Source organism: Arcobacter sp. ISO1 (assembly GCF_058105185.1).
Genome location: NZ_CM176573.1, coordinates 1,440,760 through 1,459,221 on the forward strand (window position 1 = coordinate 1,440,760; position 18,462 = coordinate 1,459,221).

20 protein-coding genes are annotated in these 18,462 nt (G+C 28.0%); all 20 read left to right on the forward strand.

What is annotated here, in order from left to right; genetic code table 11:
• Positions 1-28 precede the first annotated feature (28 nt).
• The 20 genes from AC2TY9_RS07120 (at position 29) to flgL (ending at position 18,449) form a co-directional block, all read left to right on the forward strand.
• Entirely contained in the window at positions 29-358 is a 330-nt protein-coding gene (locus AC2TY9_RS07120) for a hypothetical protein (protein ID WP_489780251.1), read from the forward strand.
• A gap of 8 nt (positions 359-366) precedes the next feature.
• Complete coding sequence (locus AC2TY9_RS07125; RefSeq protein ID WP_489780252.1) at positions 367-2,364, forward strand: tetratricopeptide repeat protein; 1,998 nt, start codon at positions 367-369, stop codon at positions 2,362-2,364.
• Between the two features lie 102 nt (positions 2,365-2,466).
• The gene (locus tag AC2TY9_RS07130) at positions 2,467-2,784 is read left to right on the forward strand and encodes a flagellin (RefSeq protein WP_489780253.1); all 318 of its coding nucleotides are present in this window, start codon (positions 2,467-2,469) and stop codon (positions 2,782-2,784) included.
• A gap of 21 nt (positions 2,785-2,805) precedes the next feature.
• Entirely contained in the window at positions 2,806-3,711 is a 906-nt protein-coding gene (locus tag AC2TY9_RS07135; protein ID WP_489780254.1) for a FliM/FliN family flagellar motor switch protein, read from the forward strand.
• 3 nt (positions 3,712-3,714) lie between these two features.
• Positions 3,715-4,470 carry a motility protein A gene (locus tag AC2TY9_RS07140; protein WP_489780255.1) on the forward strand — a complete coding sequence of 252 codons (756 nt, stop codon included), beginning with the start codon at positions 3,715-3,717 and terminating at the stop codon, positions 4,468-4,470.
• 11 nt (positions 4,471-4,481) lie between these two features.
• On the forward strand, positions 4,482-5,255 hold the full coding sequence (locus AC2TY9_RS07145; protein ID WP_489780256.1) for an OmpA/MotB family protein: 774 nt from the start codon (positions 4,482-4,484) through the stop codon (positions 5,253-5,255).
• Positions 5,256-5,257: 2 nt separating this feature from the next.
• Positions 5,258-5,557, forward strand: coding sequence for a rod-binding protein (locus AC2TY9_RS07150; RefSeq protein WP_489780257.1), 300 nt, complete (start codon positions 5,258-5,260; stop codon positions 5,555-5,557).
• Positions 5,558-5,568: 11 nt separating this feature from the next.
• The gene (locus tag AC2TY9_RS07155; protein WP_489780258.1) at positions 5,569-5,946 is read left to right on the forward strand and encodes a hypothetical protein; all 378 of its coding nucleotides are present in this window, start codon (positions 5,569-5,571) and stop codon (positions 5,944-5,946) included.
• Entirely contained in the window at positions 5,933-6,331 is a 399-nt protein-coding gene (locus AC2TY9_RS07160; RefSeq protein WP_489780259.1) for a hypothetical protein, read from the forward strand. The genes AC2TY9_RS07155 and AC2TY9_RS07160 overlap by 14 nt, the downstream gene beginning before the upstream one ends.
• Positions 6,328-7,479, forward strand: coding sequence for a flagellar biosynthesis GTPase FlhF (gene flhF, locus AC2TY9_RS07165; RefSeq protein ID WP_489780260.1), 1,152 nt, complete (start codon positions 6,328-6,330; stop codon positions 7,477-7,479). Before AC2TY9_RS07160 ends, flhF begins: the two co-directional genes overlap by 4 nt.
• Before the next feature lie 3 nt (positions 7,480-7,482).
• Positions 7,483-8,298 carry an AAA family ATPase gene (locus AC2TY9_RS07170; protein ID WP_489780261.1) on the forward strand — a complete coding sequence of 272 codons (816 nt, stop codon included), beginning with the start codon at positions 7,483-7,485 and terminating at the stop codon, positions 8,296-8,298.
• 56 nt (positions 8,299-8,354) lie between these two features.
• Complete coding sequence (locus AC2TY9_RS07175; protein ID WP_489780262.1) at positions 8,355-8,678, forward strand: hypothetical protein; 324 nt, start codon at positions 8,355-8,357, stop codon at positions 8,676-8,678.
• 8 nt (positions 8,679-8,686) lie between these two features.
• The gene (fliE, locus tag AC2TY9_RS07180; protein ID WP_489780263.1) at positions 8,687-8,983 is read left to right on the forward strand and encodes a flagellar hook-basal body complex protein FliE; all 297 of its coding nucleotides are present in this window, start codon (positions 8,687-8,689) and stop codon (positions 8,981-8,983) included.
• A 13-nt stretch (positions 8,984-8,996) separates the two neighbouring features.
• Complete coding sequence (gene flgC, locus AC2TY9_RS07185) at positions 8,997-9,455, forward strand: flagellar basal body rod protein FlgC (protein WP_489780264.1); 459 nt, start codon at positions 8,997-8,999, stop codon at positions 9,453-9,455.
• A gap of 3 nt (positions 9,456-9,458) precedes the next feature.
• Entirely contained in the window at positions 9,459-11,987 is a 2,529-nt protein-coding gene (locus tag AC2TY9_RS07190; protein ID WP_489780265.1) for a hypothetical protein, read from the forward strand.
• Positions 11,988-12,737, forward strand: coding sequence for a flagellar biosynthetic protein FliR (locus AC2TY9_RS07195; RefSeq protein WP_489780266.1), 750 nt, complete (start codon positions 11,988-11,990; stop codon positions 12,735-12,737).
• Positions 12,737-13,795, forward strand: a complete 1,059-nt coding sequence (gene flhB / locus AC2TY9_RS07200) for a flagellar biosynthesis protein FlhB (protein ID WP_489780267.1) — start codon at positions 12,737-12,739, stop codon at positions 13,793-13,795. Before AC2TY9_RS07195 ends, flhB begins: the two co-directional genes overlap by 1 nt.
• 3 nt (positions 13,796-13,798) lie before the next feature.
• Positions 13,799-15,793 (forward strand): tetratricopeptide repeat protein, encoded by a 1,995-nt coding sequence (locus AC2TY9_RS07205; protein WP_489780268.1) that lies wholly within the window; start codon positions 13,799-13,801, stop codon positions 15,791-15,793.
• Positions 15,793-17,100, forward strand: a complete 1,308-nt coding sequence (gene fliI, locus AC2TY9_RS07210; RefSeq protein WP_489780269.1) for a flagellar protein export ATPase FliI — start codon at positions 15,793-15,795, stop codon at positions 17,098-17,100. Before AC2TY9_RS07205 ends, fliI begins: the two co-directional genes overlap by 1 nt.
• The gene (gene flgL / locus AC2TY9_RS07215; RefSeq protein ID WP_489780270.1) at positions 17,097-18,449 is read left to right on the forward strand and encodes a flagellar hook-associated protein FlgL; all 1,353 of its coding nucleotides are present in this window, start codon (positions 17,097-17,099) and stop codon (positions 18,447-18,449) included. The genes fliI and flgL overlap by 4 nt, the downstream gene beginning before the upstream one ends.
• The last annotated feature ends 13 nt before the right edge of the window (positions 18,450-18,462 follow it).

Below are 18,462 nucleotides of genomic sequence, written 5' to 3' on the forward strand. Positions count from 1 at the left end.
ATCCTCTTATATTACTATGAGGACTAAATTGGATAATTTTTTACTAATTATTATTATTGGAGTTTTACTTTTATATTTTTTCTCAAGTGCAAATGTTTATAAATCTTTATATAGAAAAATAAATGAAGAAAAAAATATTTTAGAAGAAGAGAATAAAAAAATACAAACAATAATAGATAGATATGAAAAACAAGTTAAAGTAAGTGCAGGTACACTTAAAAATAATCAAGATACTTTACAAGTTGCAAGGGATGATTTACAAAAATTAAAACTTGAGAATACAGAATTAAAACATGAAGTTGAGCTCTTAGAAAAAAGAACAGAAGAGCTTTATGCTCAAGTTAATACAATGGTTTAGGTTTTATTTTGAATAAAGTTTTATTTATTTTTGTAGTAATTTTAGCTTTTTCAAGTAGCTTACTTTCAAAAGATGAATTAACTGAATCTCAACCAGAAATTCTATTTAAATTCGATAATCTAAAAAAAACTCAAGAAAAGTTTAAACTACAGTTAGAATTTAATAAAGGGATATTACATTTAGAAAAAGAGGAGTATAAAGAAGCAATCAAGATATTTAAAGAAACTTCTTCATTGTTAAAAATCCCATCTTTTTTAAATATAGGAATAGCATATTATAAATTAAATCAAATAGAAAATGCATTATTGTATTTAAACAATATTTTTGAGTTTAAAGATGCTCTGAATACAAATACTTATTCATATATTTCAACATGTTTTTACCTCTATCAAATAAAAAAAGAAAGAAAATATCTTGAAACTATTATTGAGGTTACAAGAAAATTTAAAAACCTAACTGAACATTCAAAAAGAATGGTAGCAGACACATATATTATTTTAAAAGATTATGAAAAGGCTTTAAAAATATTAAACTCAATGGAGTTTCCAATGCAGCTTAAAATCGCTATGCTATATTTGAAACTTCATAATTACTCTAGTGCTGAACAAAGACTTGAAAAAGCAAAGGCAGAAACATTAAATCCTGAAAGAAAAAATATTATTTTATGGTTAATGGTATATAGAGATTTAAAATCAAATGAACTTGAGAAATTAAAAGAACATATTGATGAGATTAAAAAAGTAAAGGAATATTTTAAAACAAATTTGGAATATCCTTTAGAAATATATTTTAATAAAAATAAATATACAACAAAAGAATACTTGAAATTTATCACTCAGTTTGATACTAATAGAAAAGTAGATTTTTTATTTTACTTTGCACCATTTATTTTTTCTGATAATGAAGAGATTTTATATGATATTTCAAAGGGATTTATATTTAAAAATAGACAAAATGTTGAAAGTCTTGAAAGAATGGTTAAATACAATTCGAGATTTATAGATATATTAAAAGAAGATCCAATCACAAGGGTGAGTAAATTAAAAGATTATATAACAGATAATTCTAATTCCTATGTATATTATAATCTTGCTTTATGTTATGCTCAAATAGATGATTTTCATAAAGCTTATAAATTTTTCACAAAAGCATATAAATTAAATCCTGGAAATAAACTCTATGCAGTTATGACAATAATTAGTGCAAATAGAATAAATGAAAAGATTAGTGATTTAGAGTATATTGAGCAAAATATTAGAAGTGATGAAGGTATGTATAGATATTTTGGTCAGGAAGTATATAAAATTTTTGTAAATGATAAATTTGAAAATCAATTTGCTCCATTAAATTATAGAGATACAATCTTCTATAAATCTTTAGATTATTTAACAAAATTATCTGAAAATAAAATTGATATAAACCATCCATTGTTTAAAGATCATTATAAAGATCCTCTTGTGTATTTAATTAAATCGACAATTAGAAGAGAGGGTGAAAATGATTACAATTATTTCGCTAGATTACAAGATAATACTCCTTTAAAAATTAATAGTAATTTTTTACAAGCACCAATTGTAATTACTAGATATTATATTGATTTATTAAAAGCTATAGGTCTATTTGAAAAAGCAGATTTAAATCTTAATAAAAACAATAAGCCATCTTATTTAAGAACTAGAGCGCTAAGACTTCTTCACGAAGGCAAGCCTTTAGAATCATTAAGTATTCTTGAAGATTTGCAAAAAAAATATAAACTAGAAGATAAATATACTATGTATTTAATAGTTGCTGCATATTTAGAAGCTGATAAGTTAAATGAAGCATCTTTACAAATCTCTTTAATTAAAGCTATTTTAAAAGATAACAGCGCAGATTTCTTAACAGGTGTTCAATTGATCCAAGAATTAAAACTTGCAACAGTCTCACAATATTTTAGTAAACCTTATTTAGATGATTTAATTGATTTTAAAATTGATAAATTTGATGAATTATTAGAATCTCTATAACTACTTACATATAATTTTTATTATTTTTTATTAATTAAAAAACTAATTTAATCTTTTTTTGATATAATATCTACAACTCTATACTTTTTAAAGGAGGGTATTATGGAAATTGGAAGAATTGCTGAAATAGATCAAGCAAAGACGAATCATGTGGAGAAAATCAAGACTATAAAAGAGGTTGATGATAAAGAAAAAGTGATTCAAGATGATCAGTATAAAAAAGTTCAAGGTAGTCCCCAAGATACTGCACCTAATGAAGTTATTTTGGATAATGTAAGATTTGGTTATAACAAAAATTCAAAAGATTTTTTTGTTAAAGTGACTAGAGGAGAGGCTGAGTACAAATATCCAACAGAAGATATGATGAAAGTTAAAGCTTTTATCTTAAGTGAATTAGAAAAGTCAGCAAAAGACAATTAGTAAAATTAAAAAGGTTATTTCTTGGCATCAGATTTATCAAGTTTTTTAAAAGATGAATTAGCCAATACCCTTGAGCAATTACTTTCAAAAAAAGTAATTATAGATTCAGTAAATGGATCTAATTCTCAAGTATTGGAAGATTCACAGTGTATTGAAGTATCAATTAAATTTGATTTTGCAGATATTTCATCAACATGGAAATTTTTCATACCAACAAATACTGCAACAAAATTTGAATACTTTATGTTAGGTGGTATGGGAGATTTAAAAGAACATATTGATGATGAGATTACTGATGCAGTAAATGAAATTATTGCAAATGTTTGTGGTAGTTTATGTACTAGTGTTAATGCCCAAGGTTTTAATGATATATCATCAATAAAATCTGAAGTTTTAGGTTCAGTTATTAAAGATTGTAGTGAATTAAAAGATTTAGAAAATAGTTACTTTTTTGATTTAACATTAGATGGAGAAAAATTACCTATTTATATAGCTTTTGATGAACTTGCTTTGCCATATTTATCAGGAATTACAGGGAAAGAAGAAACAACAACAACTGAAGCTAAAGTAGCACCAACAAATAATGATGTGCAAAAGTCAAATTCTTCTTCAAACTCTTCATCTTCTTCTTTAGGAATTAGTTCTTTATTATCAGAAGAATCTGCTGAGAACTTACAACTATTATTTGATATCAAATTAAAGCTTAGTGTAAGACTTGGTACAAAAAACTTTTTATTAAAAGATATTTTAAGATGGGATATTGGTGAGATTATTGAACTAGAACAAATGGTTAACGAACCCCTTGAAATATTAGTAAATGGTGTTAAAATAGGTGAAGGTGAAGCCGTAATTGTTGAAGGGAAATTTGGTTTAAAAGTTAAAAATATAGGAAATGGCTCAACAAGATTAAGCCAAATAGGATTTTAGCATATGGATAAGAGTACAGCTAGTGGTTTAGGTGGTGGTTGGGCCCTTGTTGCCCTTGCAATTATGTTAGGTGGTGTAGGATTTGGTCCTTATATTGATATACCTTCTGTTGTTATTGTTGTTGGTGGTACAATTGCTGTAACTGCAGGTCAATTTGAAGGAAGTGATTTAAAAAGAGTTACTCCTGCGATGAAAGTTGCTTTAAATGAAGTAAAATTTGAACCATTACCTGAGTTAGTTGAAAAAATCACTTTTTATGCAACTGAAATTAAAAAACATGGTGTTATGCATATTGAACAAAAAGTTTTAGAAGAAGCAAATCCTTTTTTTAAGGAGGCTTTCCAGTTACTTGTTGATGGTACAAAAGCTGAAACTCTTGGACCTTTATTGGAAACAAAATTAGATTACATGTCAAAAAGACATGAAACAATGATTGGTTTGTTTGGTAATGTCGGTGGAACAGCAGGTGCAATGGGAATGATTGGTACTCTTGTTGGATTAGTTGCAATGCTTGCAAACCTTTCAGATCCAGCTGCTGTTGGTCCAGCTATGGCTGTTGCATTACTTACAACAATGTATGGTGCATTAATTGGTACTTTATTTGCAGGTATTATTGAGAGTAAACTTGCTCAAAAACATAAAAAAGAAGTTGATACTTGTGAAGTTATTATGAAAGGTGCAACAATGATTGCAGCTGAAGAATCAATTGGTAATATTAAAATGCAACTAAATTCGATTCTTGTTGAAATTGAAGAGTAGAAAAAAAATTCATGGCAAAAGATAAATGTCCTGAGTGTCCTAAATGTTTACCAGGTTGGCTAGTTCAATTTGGTGACTTAATGTCACTTTTACTAACTTTTTTTATTTTACTTTTATCTATGGCAGTCATGGATAAGAAAAAAGTAGAAGAGTATTTTGATGTAATGAGAAAGGCAATGGGCTTTATTGATGCTTCAACTGATGTTGAAACTCAATCTGATAAGTATTCAACCCAAAATAGTAGCTCTCAAGATGATAGTGTTGATTCCACTGATGATTCTATGGAGCAAGCTGCTGAGGAAGTTTCTGATTTAGTTGAACAAATGAATGAAAATAATGCAGAAGAGACTGAGCAAATTAAATTAGAAAAAGGGAAAAATGAGTTTACTTTAGATATTCCCTCAACTATAATTTTTGAAGAGGGTGAATATCTTTTAACAAATGCAAATGCAAAAAGATTTATTGCTAAAATTGCAAGAGTTATTAGAACTATGCCTCAAACTTATAATATTGAAGTTATAGGACATACATCAGCAAGTCCATACAGGGATGATAAAATACCAAGAGACAATTGGGATATCTCTGCCTTGCGTTCAATTGAAGTTGTAAAAGAACTTATTAAAAATAGAATTGATCCTTCTGTTTTAAAAGTTGCTGCTTATGCATCATATCATCCTAAAAGTGAAAAGGCATCTGATAATAGAAGAGTTGAGATGAGATTCTTCTCACAAGATAATCAAGAAGAACTTCTAAGTGAAGAAAATTTCTTTGACAGATTGGAGTAAAAATGGAAATAAATTCAAATTTAGTTGATATAAATACTATTAAGGCTAATCCAACAGATAAATATAAAAATATTGACAGTTCAAAATTACAAGATGATTCTTTAAGAAAAGTTACAGATGATTTTGAAGCTTTTTTTATGCAACAGCTTTTAGATATTTCATTAAAATCTACTCCAATTGCAGGAGAAGGAAGTGGTTCTGATATTGTAAAAGGTTTATACACAGAAGCAGTTGCAAGACAATCTACAGGTACAGTTGGTTTAAGCGATATGCTTTATAATTTTTTATCAGAACGAAAGTAAAAGAGTAAATTATGGTTGAAACTATTGTAAAAGAGATGATTGAACTTGTAAATAAAATGCAAAACTTTATACTTCAAGATATAGAAGATATAAAACAAGCAAAACATGCCGAACTTTTAAATCGAAATGATGAAAAACAATCAATGATTGAAAAAATAACATTATATAAAAAGCGTTTAAATCAAGAGATTGTTAATGAATTACAAAATGGGGTTGATGTAAATGTTTATAGAGATCAAGTTGATAATTTAGAAGCTGAATTAAAAAAACTTTATGAATTAAATAGAAAACTAGCTATGATTGTTCAACCAATTCAACAAATGTATAAAGATATTGTAGATGATATTACAGATAATAATGGGGGTAATTTTTTTAATGTTAAGGCTTAAAAACCTTTTACTTATTACTTTTTTTTCTATAAACTTATATGCAATTGAAGTAGTTAAAACTACGAAAAATATTGATTATCATGAAATTATTGATGCTTCAATGTTAATGCCTACAAATGCATCAAGTGTAAAAAAATATTGTATTCCTTTAAAAATATCTGCTTTTAAATCAAATAAATTATTAGCAAAACGATATTTAAGGAAGGGAACTATCCTTTGTACAAAAGATGTTGAAGAGTATACAAAAAAATCAGTTTTATTTAATTTTGGGGCTATTGAAGTTGAAAGACCTGGGGAAGTTATTTATGAAAATGATGAATATATTAAAATAAAAAAAATTGATGGAAAAATTGAAAAAATTTATAAAGATGGAAGACTACAATGAATATGCTCTCTTTTTTAGGTGAGACACCTACTATTGCACTAAAACATGCTCAAGATGAGTGCGGAGAGGATGCAATTGTAGTTTCAACAAAAAAAATATCAAGTGCAAATGATGGTACAAAAGATATGTATGAAGTTGTTGTTGCAATTGAAGATGAATACAAACAATCAACTATTCCTACAAAAGAGATTTCAGTCAAACCAAAGCAGTCTGGACAAACAAGTTTTAATGCAAAAGTTTATGATTTTAAAGAAGAAATTCTTAAAATGCAAGATGCTATTGTTCAGGTTCAAAAAAGTTTATGGGATCCTAAAAGTCAATTGTATGATTTAACTATTCCTCCAGAATTTGTTGATATTTATAATCTTTTTGAGCAAAATGAATTTGATCAAGAGATGACTTATACAATTATGAAAAAAACAGTAAAGCAATTACCAGTTGCTTTAAAATCAAATCCAAAAAAGGTTAATGATTTCTTCAAATTGATTTTAAGAAGAATTATACCAATTAAGCAAGAGATCCCCTTGCGAAAACATCAAAGAAAAATAATAATGATGGTTGGACCAACAGGGGTTGGAAAAACAACAACTATTGCAAAATTAGCTGCACGATATGCTTACAAATTGGGACAAAATTATAAAGTAGGAATTGTAACTTTAGATTCATTTAGGGTTGGTGCAATAGAACAATTACAAGCATATACAAATATTATGAGACTTCCTTTAGAGGTTGTAAAAAAACCTGAAGAATTAGTTGAGGCTTTATTAAGATTAAAAGATTGCAATTATATTTTTATAGATACAGCTGGATCTAGTCAATATGATGTTGATAAAATCGAACTTGTAAATGAGTTTCAAAATAGAGTAAGTGAGTTACCTATTGAAAAAGTTTTAGTTTTACCTGCAAATGTAAAACATAGTGACTTGATTGATATTTATACAAATTATTCAAGATTGAATATAGATTTTCTAACTTTCACTAAACTTGATGAAACTAGAAGTTTTGGAAACTTAATCTCATTTGCCCATAAAACTAAAAAATCTATTACATATTTTTCTATTGGTCAAAATGTGCCAGATGATTTAATTGTTTCTGATTCATCTTTTTTAATTGATTGTTTTATGAATAACTCTTGTGCTAGGAGATAGTACATGTTTAATTCAATCTCTTCACAGGCCACTAAATTAATCAATTTAACAAAACCTAAAAATAATATTAGTAAAACAAAAGTTATCACTATTACTTCTGGAAAAGGGGGCGTTGGTAAATCAACTTTTACAGCAAATATAGCTTATTTATTAGCCAAAAGAGGTTTTAAAGTTGTTGTAGTTGATGCAGATATAGGATTAGCAAATTTACAAGTTTTATTCGATTTAAAGCCAAAATTAACCCTATTTGACTACATAGAAGGTAGAAACTCAATTAGTGAAGTTGTTTCAAACACAGCTTATAGAAATCTATCTTTAATTGCAGGGAAAAGTGGATATCAGTATGCTAATTTAAACAACTCTCTTGTTTTAAGTAGAATTGTTTATGATATTAAAGAATATAATAATTATGATATTGTTTTAATTGATACCGGAGCAGGTTTAAACGAATATGTTCAAGAGTTTTTATCTGTTTCAGATAATATTTTAGCCCTTACTACAACTGACCCATCTGCTTTAACTGACGTATATGCATTGATGAAACTACTTTCAATTGATAAAAAAAGTTTATTATTATGCTTTAATCATACAAAAAGTTACCAAATTGGAGAAACAATTTCTAAATCTTTAGTTAATTTGGCTAGAAAAAATTTGTTAAATGCAAATTTTATGGTAAAATATATAGGTAATGTTTCAACATCAGCTAATATTTCTACGACGTCAAGATTAAGAAAACTATTTGTTCATGAGTTTCAAAATGATCAAATAACTAAAGAACTACAAAAGGTGATTGACACATTACTAAATGATTTAAAGTAAGGTTTATTTGTGTGTGCATCAACATCAAACATTTTTTTATTTTACATAGGTAGTCTATGATAGTAGAAAAATTCTCACAAAGCGTAATTAATAGTGGTGTTTTTAGACTTTACATCGCCACTGGTTTTTTTGCAACTTTAATATTCTTTGTGATAAATGCAGATTTATACACACCTTTAGAGATGATTTTTGGTATTATAGGTGTAACAATTGTCCTTAAGGGAGTTTCAAATATGATGCTTTCTTTGATAATTTTACTTTTTAACTTAGATAGTAAAAGAGAAGAACTAAACTTTAAATATAATGAAGAAAGAATAAACGCAATGATGGCTGAACTTGGTGTGCAAGATGCACAAAATGTTGGTAAGAAAACAAATTAAGGATTTAGATGAATATTTCTTCAATCGCAAACTCAATAGGTTCATTAGCAAAAAACCAAGCAAATCCTACTCAAAAAAATGATGGAGCAACGTTTTCTGGCATGTTAAATGATGCCATGAAAGAGGTTAACACTAGTCAAGTTGAAGGTTATAAAGCTATGGAAGGCATAGCAACTGGGAATGTTAAAAATCTTCAAGAAGCTGTTCAAAAAATAGAAGAAGCTGAATTATCTTTAAAATTAGCATTAGAAGTAAAAAATAAAGCTATAAATGCCTATAAAGAAATCAGTAAAATGCAAGTTTAATTGGAGGCTTTAGATGGGTTTATTTGATGGATATAATATTGCTTCCTCTGGGATGGGTGCACAAAGAACAAGAATTAATGTAGTAAGTGCAAATATTGCAAATGCAAAGACTACTCATACAGAAGCTGGCGGACCATATAAAAAACAAAATGTTGTATTTGAAGAGCTTTTAGTTAACAATACTAAAAATCTTAATAATAACTTACAAGAAACAAATAATAAAACTACAAGTGCTGAATTAAGAGGTGTAGGTGTAAAATCTATAGTAGAAAATGATGCCCAACCAGTTATGAAATACGAACCTTCTCATCCCGATGCAAATGAAGATGGTTATGTTGCATACCCAAATATCAACCCAGTTGTTGAAATGGTTGATTTAATTGAGGCTATGCGGTCATATGAAGCTAATGTCGCAACTTTCAATACTCACAAGAATATTGATTCTAAGACTTTAGAAATTTTAAAAGCATAAAAGATGACAAAAGAAATAGATTTTTTATCATTATCAAAAACTGATACTAATGCTTCTTCTGGAACTAAAAGTAGTGGAACTGAAAAAAAAGAGGGATTATCTCTTTTTGATTCTTTACTATCTAGTTCAAAAGAGGAAGTTCAAACAAAAAATACAAACTTATCAGATGAAAAATCTAAGAAAAATGCTGATTTATCAAAGCAAACAACAACTACTGAGCCTAATAACAAAACTGAAAATAAACAAGCACAAACAAAAAATGAGAATATAGATAAAACTCAAGAAAATAAAGTACCACAAAATAAAATTTCTGAAAATGATGAATCAAAAGAAGAAGTTAAAAATTCTAGTACAAATGACTCTAAAGAGAAAAATCTAGAATCTAAGGTTAGTGAACCTACTAACAATAAGAACTCTATGTTAGATAGAATGGTTTTAGAAGCAAATCAAAAAACAAAATCAAATAATAAAAATAGTGTTGAAATAAAAGAAAATAGTACAGAAAAAGTTGACCCAAAAGGTCAAACTATTGAAAAAGATTTAAATAATACTAAACAAGAAGTTAATGGAAAAGAACAAAAAAATTTAAATACATCAGATAATACTAGTATTGAAACTTCAAAAGAAAATGAGAAAATAAGTACTAAAGATGTGGTTTCAGAAGAAAAAGATAAAGATACAGAAAATAAAACTCCTAAAGATAATAAGTCTGATTCTTCTTTATTGGATAAGCTAGTTTCAAAAGCAAAAGATGAAATAAACTCAAAAACTTTAGAAAATAAAGATGAGACAAAAGTAGAAAAGCAAAATCCTTCTTCTGATGAAACAAGTGAAACAAAAGTAGAAAAACAGAATAGTGTTTCTAGTCCAACAACTGAAACAAAAGCAGAAAACCCAAATTCATTATTAGATAAATTAGTAAATGAAGCAAAAAAAGATATAGATGCAAGTGATACTAAAAAAGTAGAAGAAAACAATTCGAAAACTACAAGCTCTACACAAACTCAAGTAGAAATAAATTTTGATGAACTTGAAAAAACAAATTCTAAAACACAAGAATCTCAAGTACAAGAAAAAGATACTAAAATCAAGGTAGAAACAGAAAGTAAACCTAGTACTAATCAAAATATACAATTAGAAGATGAAGTTGTAAATGATACTAAAAAGCTTGAAAAAGATGTAACTTTAAACAAAAAAGAGAATATTGAAACTACAGTTTCAAAAGAGGATTCTAAGTTAAGTGTTCCAAATAAAGAAGAGATTAAAACTGAACTAAATAATGCTAATACTAAAGTAGCAAATAATAGTTCTGAAGAAGTAAATATTTCAACAGATAAAAATGCAACACTGCAAAATAATACAAGTACACAGTCAACATCTCAAGTAAGTTCAGGGGCAACGCAAAATAAGCTTTCAGATATAGATAAACAAGCTTTGAATACTAAAGATGAAACAATAAATCTAAAAAAAGATGATCTTACAAAATTAGATGAATCTTCAAAAAAAGATGAAAATATAAAAGTTGAAAGTCCAAAACAAGAATCTAAATCATTGATGGATAGATTATTTGATAATGCAAAAGCTCAAACAATATCTAGTAAAAATCCAAATTTACAAGAGAATATTTCTACAGAACAGGGAACTTTAAATAAAAACAACAATGACATTGCAACAAATATATATTTAAGTTCTCAAAAAAATTCAATTTATAATCAAATGCTTTCAAATAAAACTGAAGGTGTAAAAACTGTAAAAGATGGAACTTCTATTGAAGATGTAAAAAAAGGTGCAGATATTTTAAATTTGAATTTAGAAGATACATCGGTTGAAGTTGATGAAAGTTCAGTAAAAGCAGAGCCTCAATCTAACAATAAATCAAACCTAGATAAAATCTCTTTATTGGATAAATTAGCTTTTAATAAAAATTTAAATGTGGAAGAACTACTTAAAAAAGCAGCAGAAAATATAGAGTCACAAAAAATTGCTTCAAATAGTGTGACTAATTCTTCTTCATCAAGCACAAGTAGCAGTTCTACAAGTGATACTCAAACTGTTAATTTAAATGTGAACCCAAATTTAGCAATGAATATTCAAAATAGAATTATTGGCGCACAGCAACAAATGTCAAGTATGATGTCTGATGTAGCAAGAAATATGTATGAAAACTATAAGCCTCCTGTTACTGCATTTAGAATAAATCTATTCCCTGCTCAATTAGGACATATTGCAATTTTAATGAAAGCAGATAAAGAAAATGCTATATCAATTAGTATGAACTTATCTCAATCTTCTACTCACGATACCTTCGTTGAAAATCAATCTATGTTAAGAGATGCTTTAAATAGAAACTTTAATAATACACAAACAACAGTGAGTCTTGATTTTAATATGCAAAATGAAAGTTCTAATAATCAATCCTCTAATGAGCAAAATTCAAATAATGAGAATAATCCACAAACCCACTCTTCAGATGAAGTAATTGAATCTGTTATTCAAAACAAGGATGCAGCTGAAGATTTAAATTATATGTAGATGTTAGAGTTAATATCACTGCTCAATGAGCAAACTCTTTATTCTTTTTTACTTCTTTTTGCAAGAATTTTAGCTTTTTGTGCTTTTATGCCAATCTTTGGGCATACATCAATTTCTGCTACTATTAGAGTTGGAATAGCCTTTTATATTACCATTTTTTTATATCCAATAGTTGAGTTAAATGGTGTGTTTACCCAAAATGCATTTTTAGGAGCAATTGTAACTGAGATTACATTAGGTTTAATTGCTGCAATGTTTTTAAATGTTGTTTTTGCTTCTGTTAGAATTATTGGAGATTTTGTTGGGTACTCAACTGCTTTGTCTATGGCAAGTATGTTTGACCCAGCAACTGGTTCAAATGAGGGTTTAATTAGTAGACTTTTATATTGGATTGCTCTGATGCTTTTTTTCGAAACAGGTATGTATGAGATGACCATTGTAATTTTGTCAAAAAGCTTTTCTTTTATCCATTTAGGTTCATTTGATATTTTCTCTTATGATGGTATTCAAATAGCAATTGATGAGATTAAAAGGATGTTTGCCTTTGCTTTTGCCTTTGCCTTACCTTTATTTTTTATTGGTTTTATTTTGGATATATATTATGGCTATGGAACAAAGTCAATGCCAGCATTTTCACCATTTGTAATCACTTTTCAGCTAAAATTTGCATTAATATTTGTATTCTTAATACTTGCAATGGAAGTATTTACAGATAGCTTCACAAATTATCTTATAACAAAGTTTGAGTAATGGCTGGCGAAGAAGAAGAGAAAACCGAAGAACCCACATCCAAAAAAATTGAAGATGCCCAAAAAGAGGGAAATGTTCCTAAATCAATGGAAGTTACTGGGGCAGCAATCTTATTTTTTGGTTCAGTTTATTTATTGTTTTTTTCTGAATCAGCAGTTAATGCAATTAGAAAATTGATGATATATACATACAATTTTATTGGTGAAGATCTAACAGGGAATGTATTTTATTCAATAGGATATACAACTGTTATTACTGTTTTACAAGCATTACTACCTATTTTTACTTTAGTTATTTTACTTGCTCTTATAACAAATTGGGCACAATTTGGTTTTTTAGTAACACCTTTAAAATTTGATTTACAAAAACTTGATCCAATAAAGGGATTAAAAAATATTTTTGGTTTAAAAAAAGCATTAGAAGCTTTAAAATTAACATTAAAACTTACTATTATTGTGATAGTGATGTTTATTGTTTTGATGTTTACATATAAAGCATTTTTATCAATGATGGACAAAGAGTTAATGAATACTATTAATTCAATTGTAGAATTGGTAGGTTATTTCCTTGCTGCAATACTTTTAATTATAATTATTTTTGCTATAATAGATTTTTATTTCACAAGGTATTACTATTTTAAGTCCCTTAAAATGAGTAAGCAAGAGATTAAAGATGAATTTAAAAATATGGAAGGTGATCCTCAAGTAAAAGGTCGAATCCGTAAAATTCAGATGCAAATGGCAATGAAAAGAATGATGTCTGATGTACCTGATGCTGATGTAGTAATAACAAACCCTACACATTATGCTGTTGCATTGAAATATGATAATCAAGTTGATAGTGCACCAAAAGTTGTTGCAAAAGGGATAGATTTTATTGCCTTAAAAATAAAAGATATCGCACGGGAAAATGATATTCCAATTATTGAAAATCCATCATTGGCAAGATCTATTTACTCGCAAATAGAGGTAGATCAAGAGATACCAAATGAATTTTATAAAGCTATGGCTGAGATATTTTCATATGTATATGAGTTAAAGAATAAGAAAAGAAGGTAAAGTTTGAAGTTACTAATAATATTTATTTTGTTATTTTCAACATTATTTGCACGAAAAGATTTTTATTATGGTTTTATTGATTCTTCAGGGGAGCAAATTTCTCAGAGAAGGAAGCAAGCAATATCTGATGGCTTTGAAATTATTAGCCATGCAAGACAACTTGCAAAAGAGGGTAAAATTGATGAAGCCTACACTCAAATTGAAGCCTTCAAAGGGCAAAATACAATTAAAATACTAGATTCAGCACTTATTTTAGTATATTCTGAACTTGCATTAAAAAAGAAAACAAAAAGATTAATATTAGAAGCCTCTAAAGAATTAGAACAAGCAATTAATGAATCAAGGATTTATGAAGAAGATTTAGCAAGAGCTTATATGGTTTTAATTGAATTAAAATTAAACACAAATAAATCAAGAGATGCAATATACTTTGCAAATATTATTATAAATAATTTTGATAATCTAATTACAAAAGCCTATGGAAAAATCTATTTAGCAAAAATCTATAAACATCAAAGAGATTATGGGAAATCAATTAATATTTTATATAAGATTTTAACTGAAACAACAGATGTTTTAGTTGCTACAATTGTTGCTGATGAATTATTTGATGTGTATATTTTAGATGGTAAAAGAGAAAAAGCTTATGAGTTAATCTCAAAAGTTCTTCAAAAAAATATGGATTATTATGCAGATGACTCCTTTCTTGCATTGGAAAAAGTAAATAGACTTACAAAAGTTGATATGCCTGAGTTTGCAGTAGAGATTCTAGAAGAGCTTTTACAAAGAACAAATAAACCATCTTCAATTGAAGATTTTAAATTTAAACTTGCAGATACTTATATGAGTATGTATGATAGAACAGATAAATATCTTTTAAAGGCAAAAGATTTGTATAAAGATATTATAAATGATTTTCCCGATGGAATATATTTTGAAAAATCAAAAATGTACCTTGATGAAATTATCATGAGAGAAGGGAAAATTGAACCTGCAGTTTTAGCAACTAAATACCAATCCTCAGAAGCGATGCAACAAAAAGTTTTACTACAAGAGTTACTTAATGCTAAAGCCCAAAAGAAATATGAGCTTATTTTAAAATCAAAAAGAGTGTATAGAAAAATATCAAATACAATAGCAAATAGGTTTGGTTATGATTCTGTAAATGCAATTTTTGATGAAGTTAATATTGCAATGATAAAAAACTATTTAAGAACAGGTAAGTGTTTTCTACTAAAGGATGCCTTAGAAACATCAAGAAATGAAACTTTAGAACTTTTAATAAAAGATGAAGAGTTAAAATATAAATTTTTTGAGTGTATGATTGATGCTCCATCTGAAAAATCTTTTTTACTTATAAAAGATACTTTTAATTCAACAAGAGATGCAAATATATATTTATATTTAGAAAGAATGGCTATTTCATTAAGGGATTTTGAGGAAGCAGAAAATTATTCAAATAAAGTTGAAATGGTAGATAATAAAGAGGTTCTAAGCAAAGAATTTTTATATAAATTTTTACTTTTAAAGCAAAAAAATGATTCAGTTGCCTTTGATAGGTATTTTAATTTTGCTTCAAAGAATGAAAATTTTATTGAAGATAATAAAGATAATCCAATGATTATAGATTTTTATTACAATTATTATTTATATCTTATAAAAAAAGATATGAAAGAAAAAGCAAAAGAGATATTAACAAAGCTTTATAATAAACAAAATGTTTTAAAAGCTTATGTTTACTCTCCATTTGTTGAGTTAGAATTAGCAAAGATTGAACAAACTAATAATAACAACCAAAAAGCTTTAGAATTACTTTTAAAATCTATTGAAAATGCAAGAAGGATAAAACCAAATGACCTTGCCCAAACATACTATTCTATTATAAAATTATATGAAGAGTTTGGTAACAACATTAAAAAAGATGAATATGTCAATAAGTGTAAAGATATTGAAAATACTCAAGATAGTCTTTATAAAAAAATGTGTGATGAGATGTAATGATAGATATTGATTCACTTTTAAATAGTATTGAAACAAAAGATTTATCAATACCCTTTGGTAGGATTAAACATATATCAACAACTACAATAAAAGCAACAGGTATAGAAGTTGCCGTTGGTGATATTGTAAAAATCGAGTCCCAATCACATCTTTATACAGTTTTAGGAATGGTAGCTTCAATTGAATCATCGGATTTTACAATTGTACCTTTTTCTTTTATTGATGGTTTTAGAATACATGATAAGGTTTATTTACAAAAAGAGGGTTTATCTGTAAAAAGTGGATATGGTTTATTAGGACGTGTAGTAAATGCTTTAGGTGAACCAATTGACGATAAAGGTAAAATCACAAATCTTGAAGAAAGTTCAGCAATAAATAAAGTCTCAATGCCTGCTCTTGAGAGGGGAATTATTGATAAAAGATTCTCAACTGGAGTTAAACCAATTGATGCGATGTTAACATCAGGAAAGGGGCAAAAAGTTGGAATTTTTGCAGGTTCAGGTGTTGGTAAATCAACTTTAATGGGGATGATTGTAAAAGGTTGTGAGGCACAGATTAAGGTTGTAGCACTTATTGGTGAAAGGGGTCGTGAAATCCCTGAATTTATCCATTATAATTTAAATGATGATTTAGAAAATACAATTATTGTTGCTGCAACCTCCGATGAATCAGCTTTGATGAGAAAATATGGTGCTTTTACAGCAATGGCCATTGCAGAATTTTTTAGGGATAAAGGGCATGATGTACTTTTAATGATGGATTCTGTAACAAGATTTGCTATGGCTCAAAGGGAGATTGGACTAAGTACTGGTGAACCGCCAGTAAGTCGTGGTTATCCACCTTCAGTTTTTGCACTTTTACCTCAATTAATGGAGCGTGCTGGAAATAATGCAAGGGGTTCAATTACAGCATTTTTTACAGTTTTAGTTGATGGTGATGATATGAATGATCCAATTGCGGATCAAAGTAGATCTATTTTAGATGGACATATTGTATTAACAAGAGATTTAACTGAACAAGGTTTTTACCCACCCATTAATATTCTAAAGTCCGCATCAAGGGTAATGGACAAAGTTGTTAATGATGACCATTATAATGACTTTTTAAAGCTAAAAAGGATATTATCACTAATAAAAGAGAATGAAGTTCTAGTTAGGGTTGGAGCATACAAAGCAGGAATGGACCCAGAACTAGACGATGCATTGGCTAGAAAAGATAAAGTTAGAGATTTCTTGACACAAAGTATGAAAGAACAGTATAATTTTAATGAGATAGTACACAAGTTTAAGGAGGTATTCAAATGATAAGGTCAACACAAACGACAATGTATAGATTGGATAATCTTAACAATGAACAACAAAGAATTAGTTATCAGATGAGTACTGAAAAAAAACTTCAGTACGGTAGTGATGATGCTAATGTTTATACAAGAGAAGTATACATTGATGATAAAATTAGAACATATGAGGGCTTGAAGTTTCAAATTGAAAAAACAAGTGCACAAAATAATGTAAGTGATTCAACCTTAGCAGATGCAAAAGATTTAGTTGCTTATACAAAAACAGAAGTTATTAAAGCTTTAAATGCAACAACAGATGATACAGCAAGATTAGCAATAGCTACAAACTTAGAAGGTGTAAAACAAAACTTATATATGTTAGCAAATGAAGAGGTTGAAGGTGAATATTTGTTTGCTGGTTCTGATTCTTCAGTTCAAGCTTTTTCGATGGATGAGTCTACAGGAAAAGTAACATATAATGGTGATGCACTATTAAGAAAAGTTGCAGTTGAAGATGGTGAATATAGAGAAAGAGGTGTAAATGGTTTTGAAGCTTTTTTTTATTCAACTAGTAGTGCTTATAAAGGTGATACATTAGAGTTTACAGAAAATCAAAGAATTGTTGATCAAGATGGAGATGAGTGGAAAATTGAAACTTCTAGTGAAGTTACAAGTGGAGCATTAACTTTTACATCTGGACAATCTGTAATTGACAATAATGGTACAGTGTGGAATATCAACGGTTCTGGTGAACTTGTTAATGATGACGGTGATACTATAGCTTCTGGTAATATTTCAGGAACAGGAACAGAGTCTGATCCTTATTCTATAAATTTACCTGCAACAACTACATCTTCAAATACAATAAATGGTTTTTCTACAACACAATTAGTAGAGTATAAGCCAAATGGAGATGCAAGTGGTGAAACTTTAACTATATCTGGTAGTTCACCTGATAGTTTTACTATTACTGTTCCAAATGAAGATGGGGCAAAGTTTGAAGCAAAAGAAAATATTTTTGATACTATGGATTCAATAATTAATGCTCTTAAAAAACTTGATTCTGATGGTAACCCTGTTGAAGATGATGTTGCAAAAGCAGCCTTAAAAACCGGTTTAGATGAGATTGGTGAAGCTTATGATGGCATGAATATTGCCCATGGAAAACTTGGTGGTAGAAATCAAGTCTTTGATATTTCACTTGAAAGGGTTTCTGCAAAAGTTAGTCAATATAATATCTTGTCTCGAGAAGTTGGAGCTGCTGATTTATCAAAGGTAGCTGTTGAAGCAAAAGCATTGGAGTTAACATACACTGCACTTTATTCAACAATAAACAAGATGAATGAATTATCTTTAGTTAATTTTGTTAGATAGAATAAAAAGTAGT

Coding starts and splice junctions, on each gene's coding strand:
- AC2TY9_RS07130 (WP_489780253.1), top strand. CDS start 2,467: ATGGAAATTGGAAGAATTGCTGAAATAGATCAAGCAAAGACGAATCAT.
- AC2TY9_RS07140 (WP_489780255.1), top strand. CDS start 3,715: ATGGATAAGAGTACAGCTAGTGGTTTAGGTGGTGGTTGGGCCCTTGTT.
- AC2TY9_RS07145 (WP_489780256.1), top strand. CDS start 4,482: ATGGCAAAAGATAAATGTCCTGAGTGTCCTAAATGTTTACCAGGTTGG.
- AC2TY9_RS07150 (WP_489780257.1), top strand. CDS start 5,258: ATGGAAATAAATTCAAATTTAGTTGATATAAATACTATTAAGGCTAAT.
- AC2TY9_RS07155 (WP_489780258.1), top strand. CDS start 5,569: ATGGTTGAAACTATTGTAAAAGAGATGATTGAACTTGTAAATAAAATG.
- AC2TY9_RS07160 (WP_489780259.1), top strand. CDS start 5,933: ATGTTAAGGCTTAAAAACCTTTTACTTATTACTTTTTTTTCTATAAAC.
- flhF (WP_489780260.1), top strand. CDS start 6,328: ATGAATATGCTCTCTTTTTTAGGTGAGACACCTACTATTGCACTAAAA.
- AC2TY9_RS07170 (WP_489780261.1), top strand. CDS start 7,483: ATGTTTAATTCAATCTCTTCACAGGCCACTAAATTAATCAATTTAACA.
- AC2TY9_RS07175 (WP_489780262.1), top strand. CDS start 8,355: ATGATAGTAGAAAAATTCTCACAAAGCGTAATTAATAGTGGTGTTTTT.
- fliE (WP_489780263.1), top strand. CDS start 8,687: ATGAATATTTCTTCAATCGCAAACTCAATAGGTTCATTAGCAAAAAAC.
- flgC (WP_489780264.1), top strand. CDS start 8,997: ATGGGTTTATTTGATGGATATAATATTGCTTCCTCTGGGATGGGTGCA.
- AC2TY9_RS07190 (WP_489780265.1), top strand. CDS start 9,459: ATGACAAAAGAAATAGATTTTTTATCATTATCAAAAACTGATACTAAT.
- AC2TY9_RS07195 (WP_489780266.1), top strand. CDS start 11,988: ATGTTAGAGTTAATATCACTGCTCAATGAGCAAACTCTTTATTCTTTT.
- flhB (WP_489780267.1), top strand. CDS start 12,737: ATGGCTGGCGAAGAAGAAGAGAAAACCGAAGAACCCACATCCAAAAAA.
- fliI (WP_489780269.1), top strand. CDS start 15,793: ATGATAGATATTGATTCACTTTTAAATAGTATTGAAACAAAAGATTTA.
- flgL (WP_489780270.1), top strand. CDS start 17,097: ATGATAAGGTCAACACAAACGACAATGTATAGATTGGATAATCTTAAC.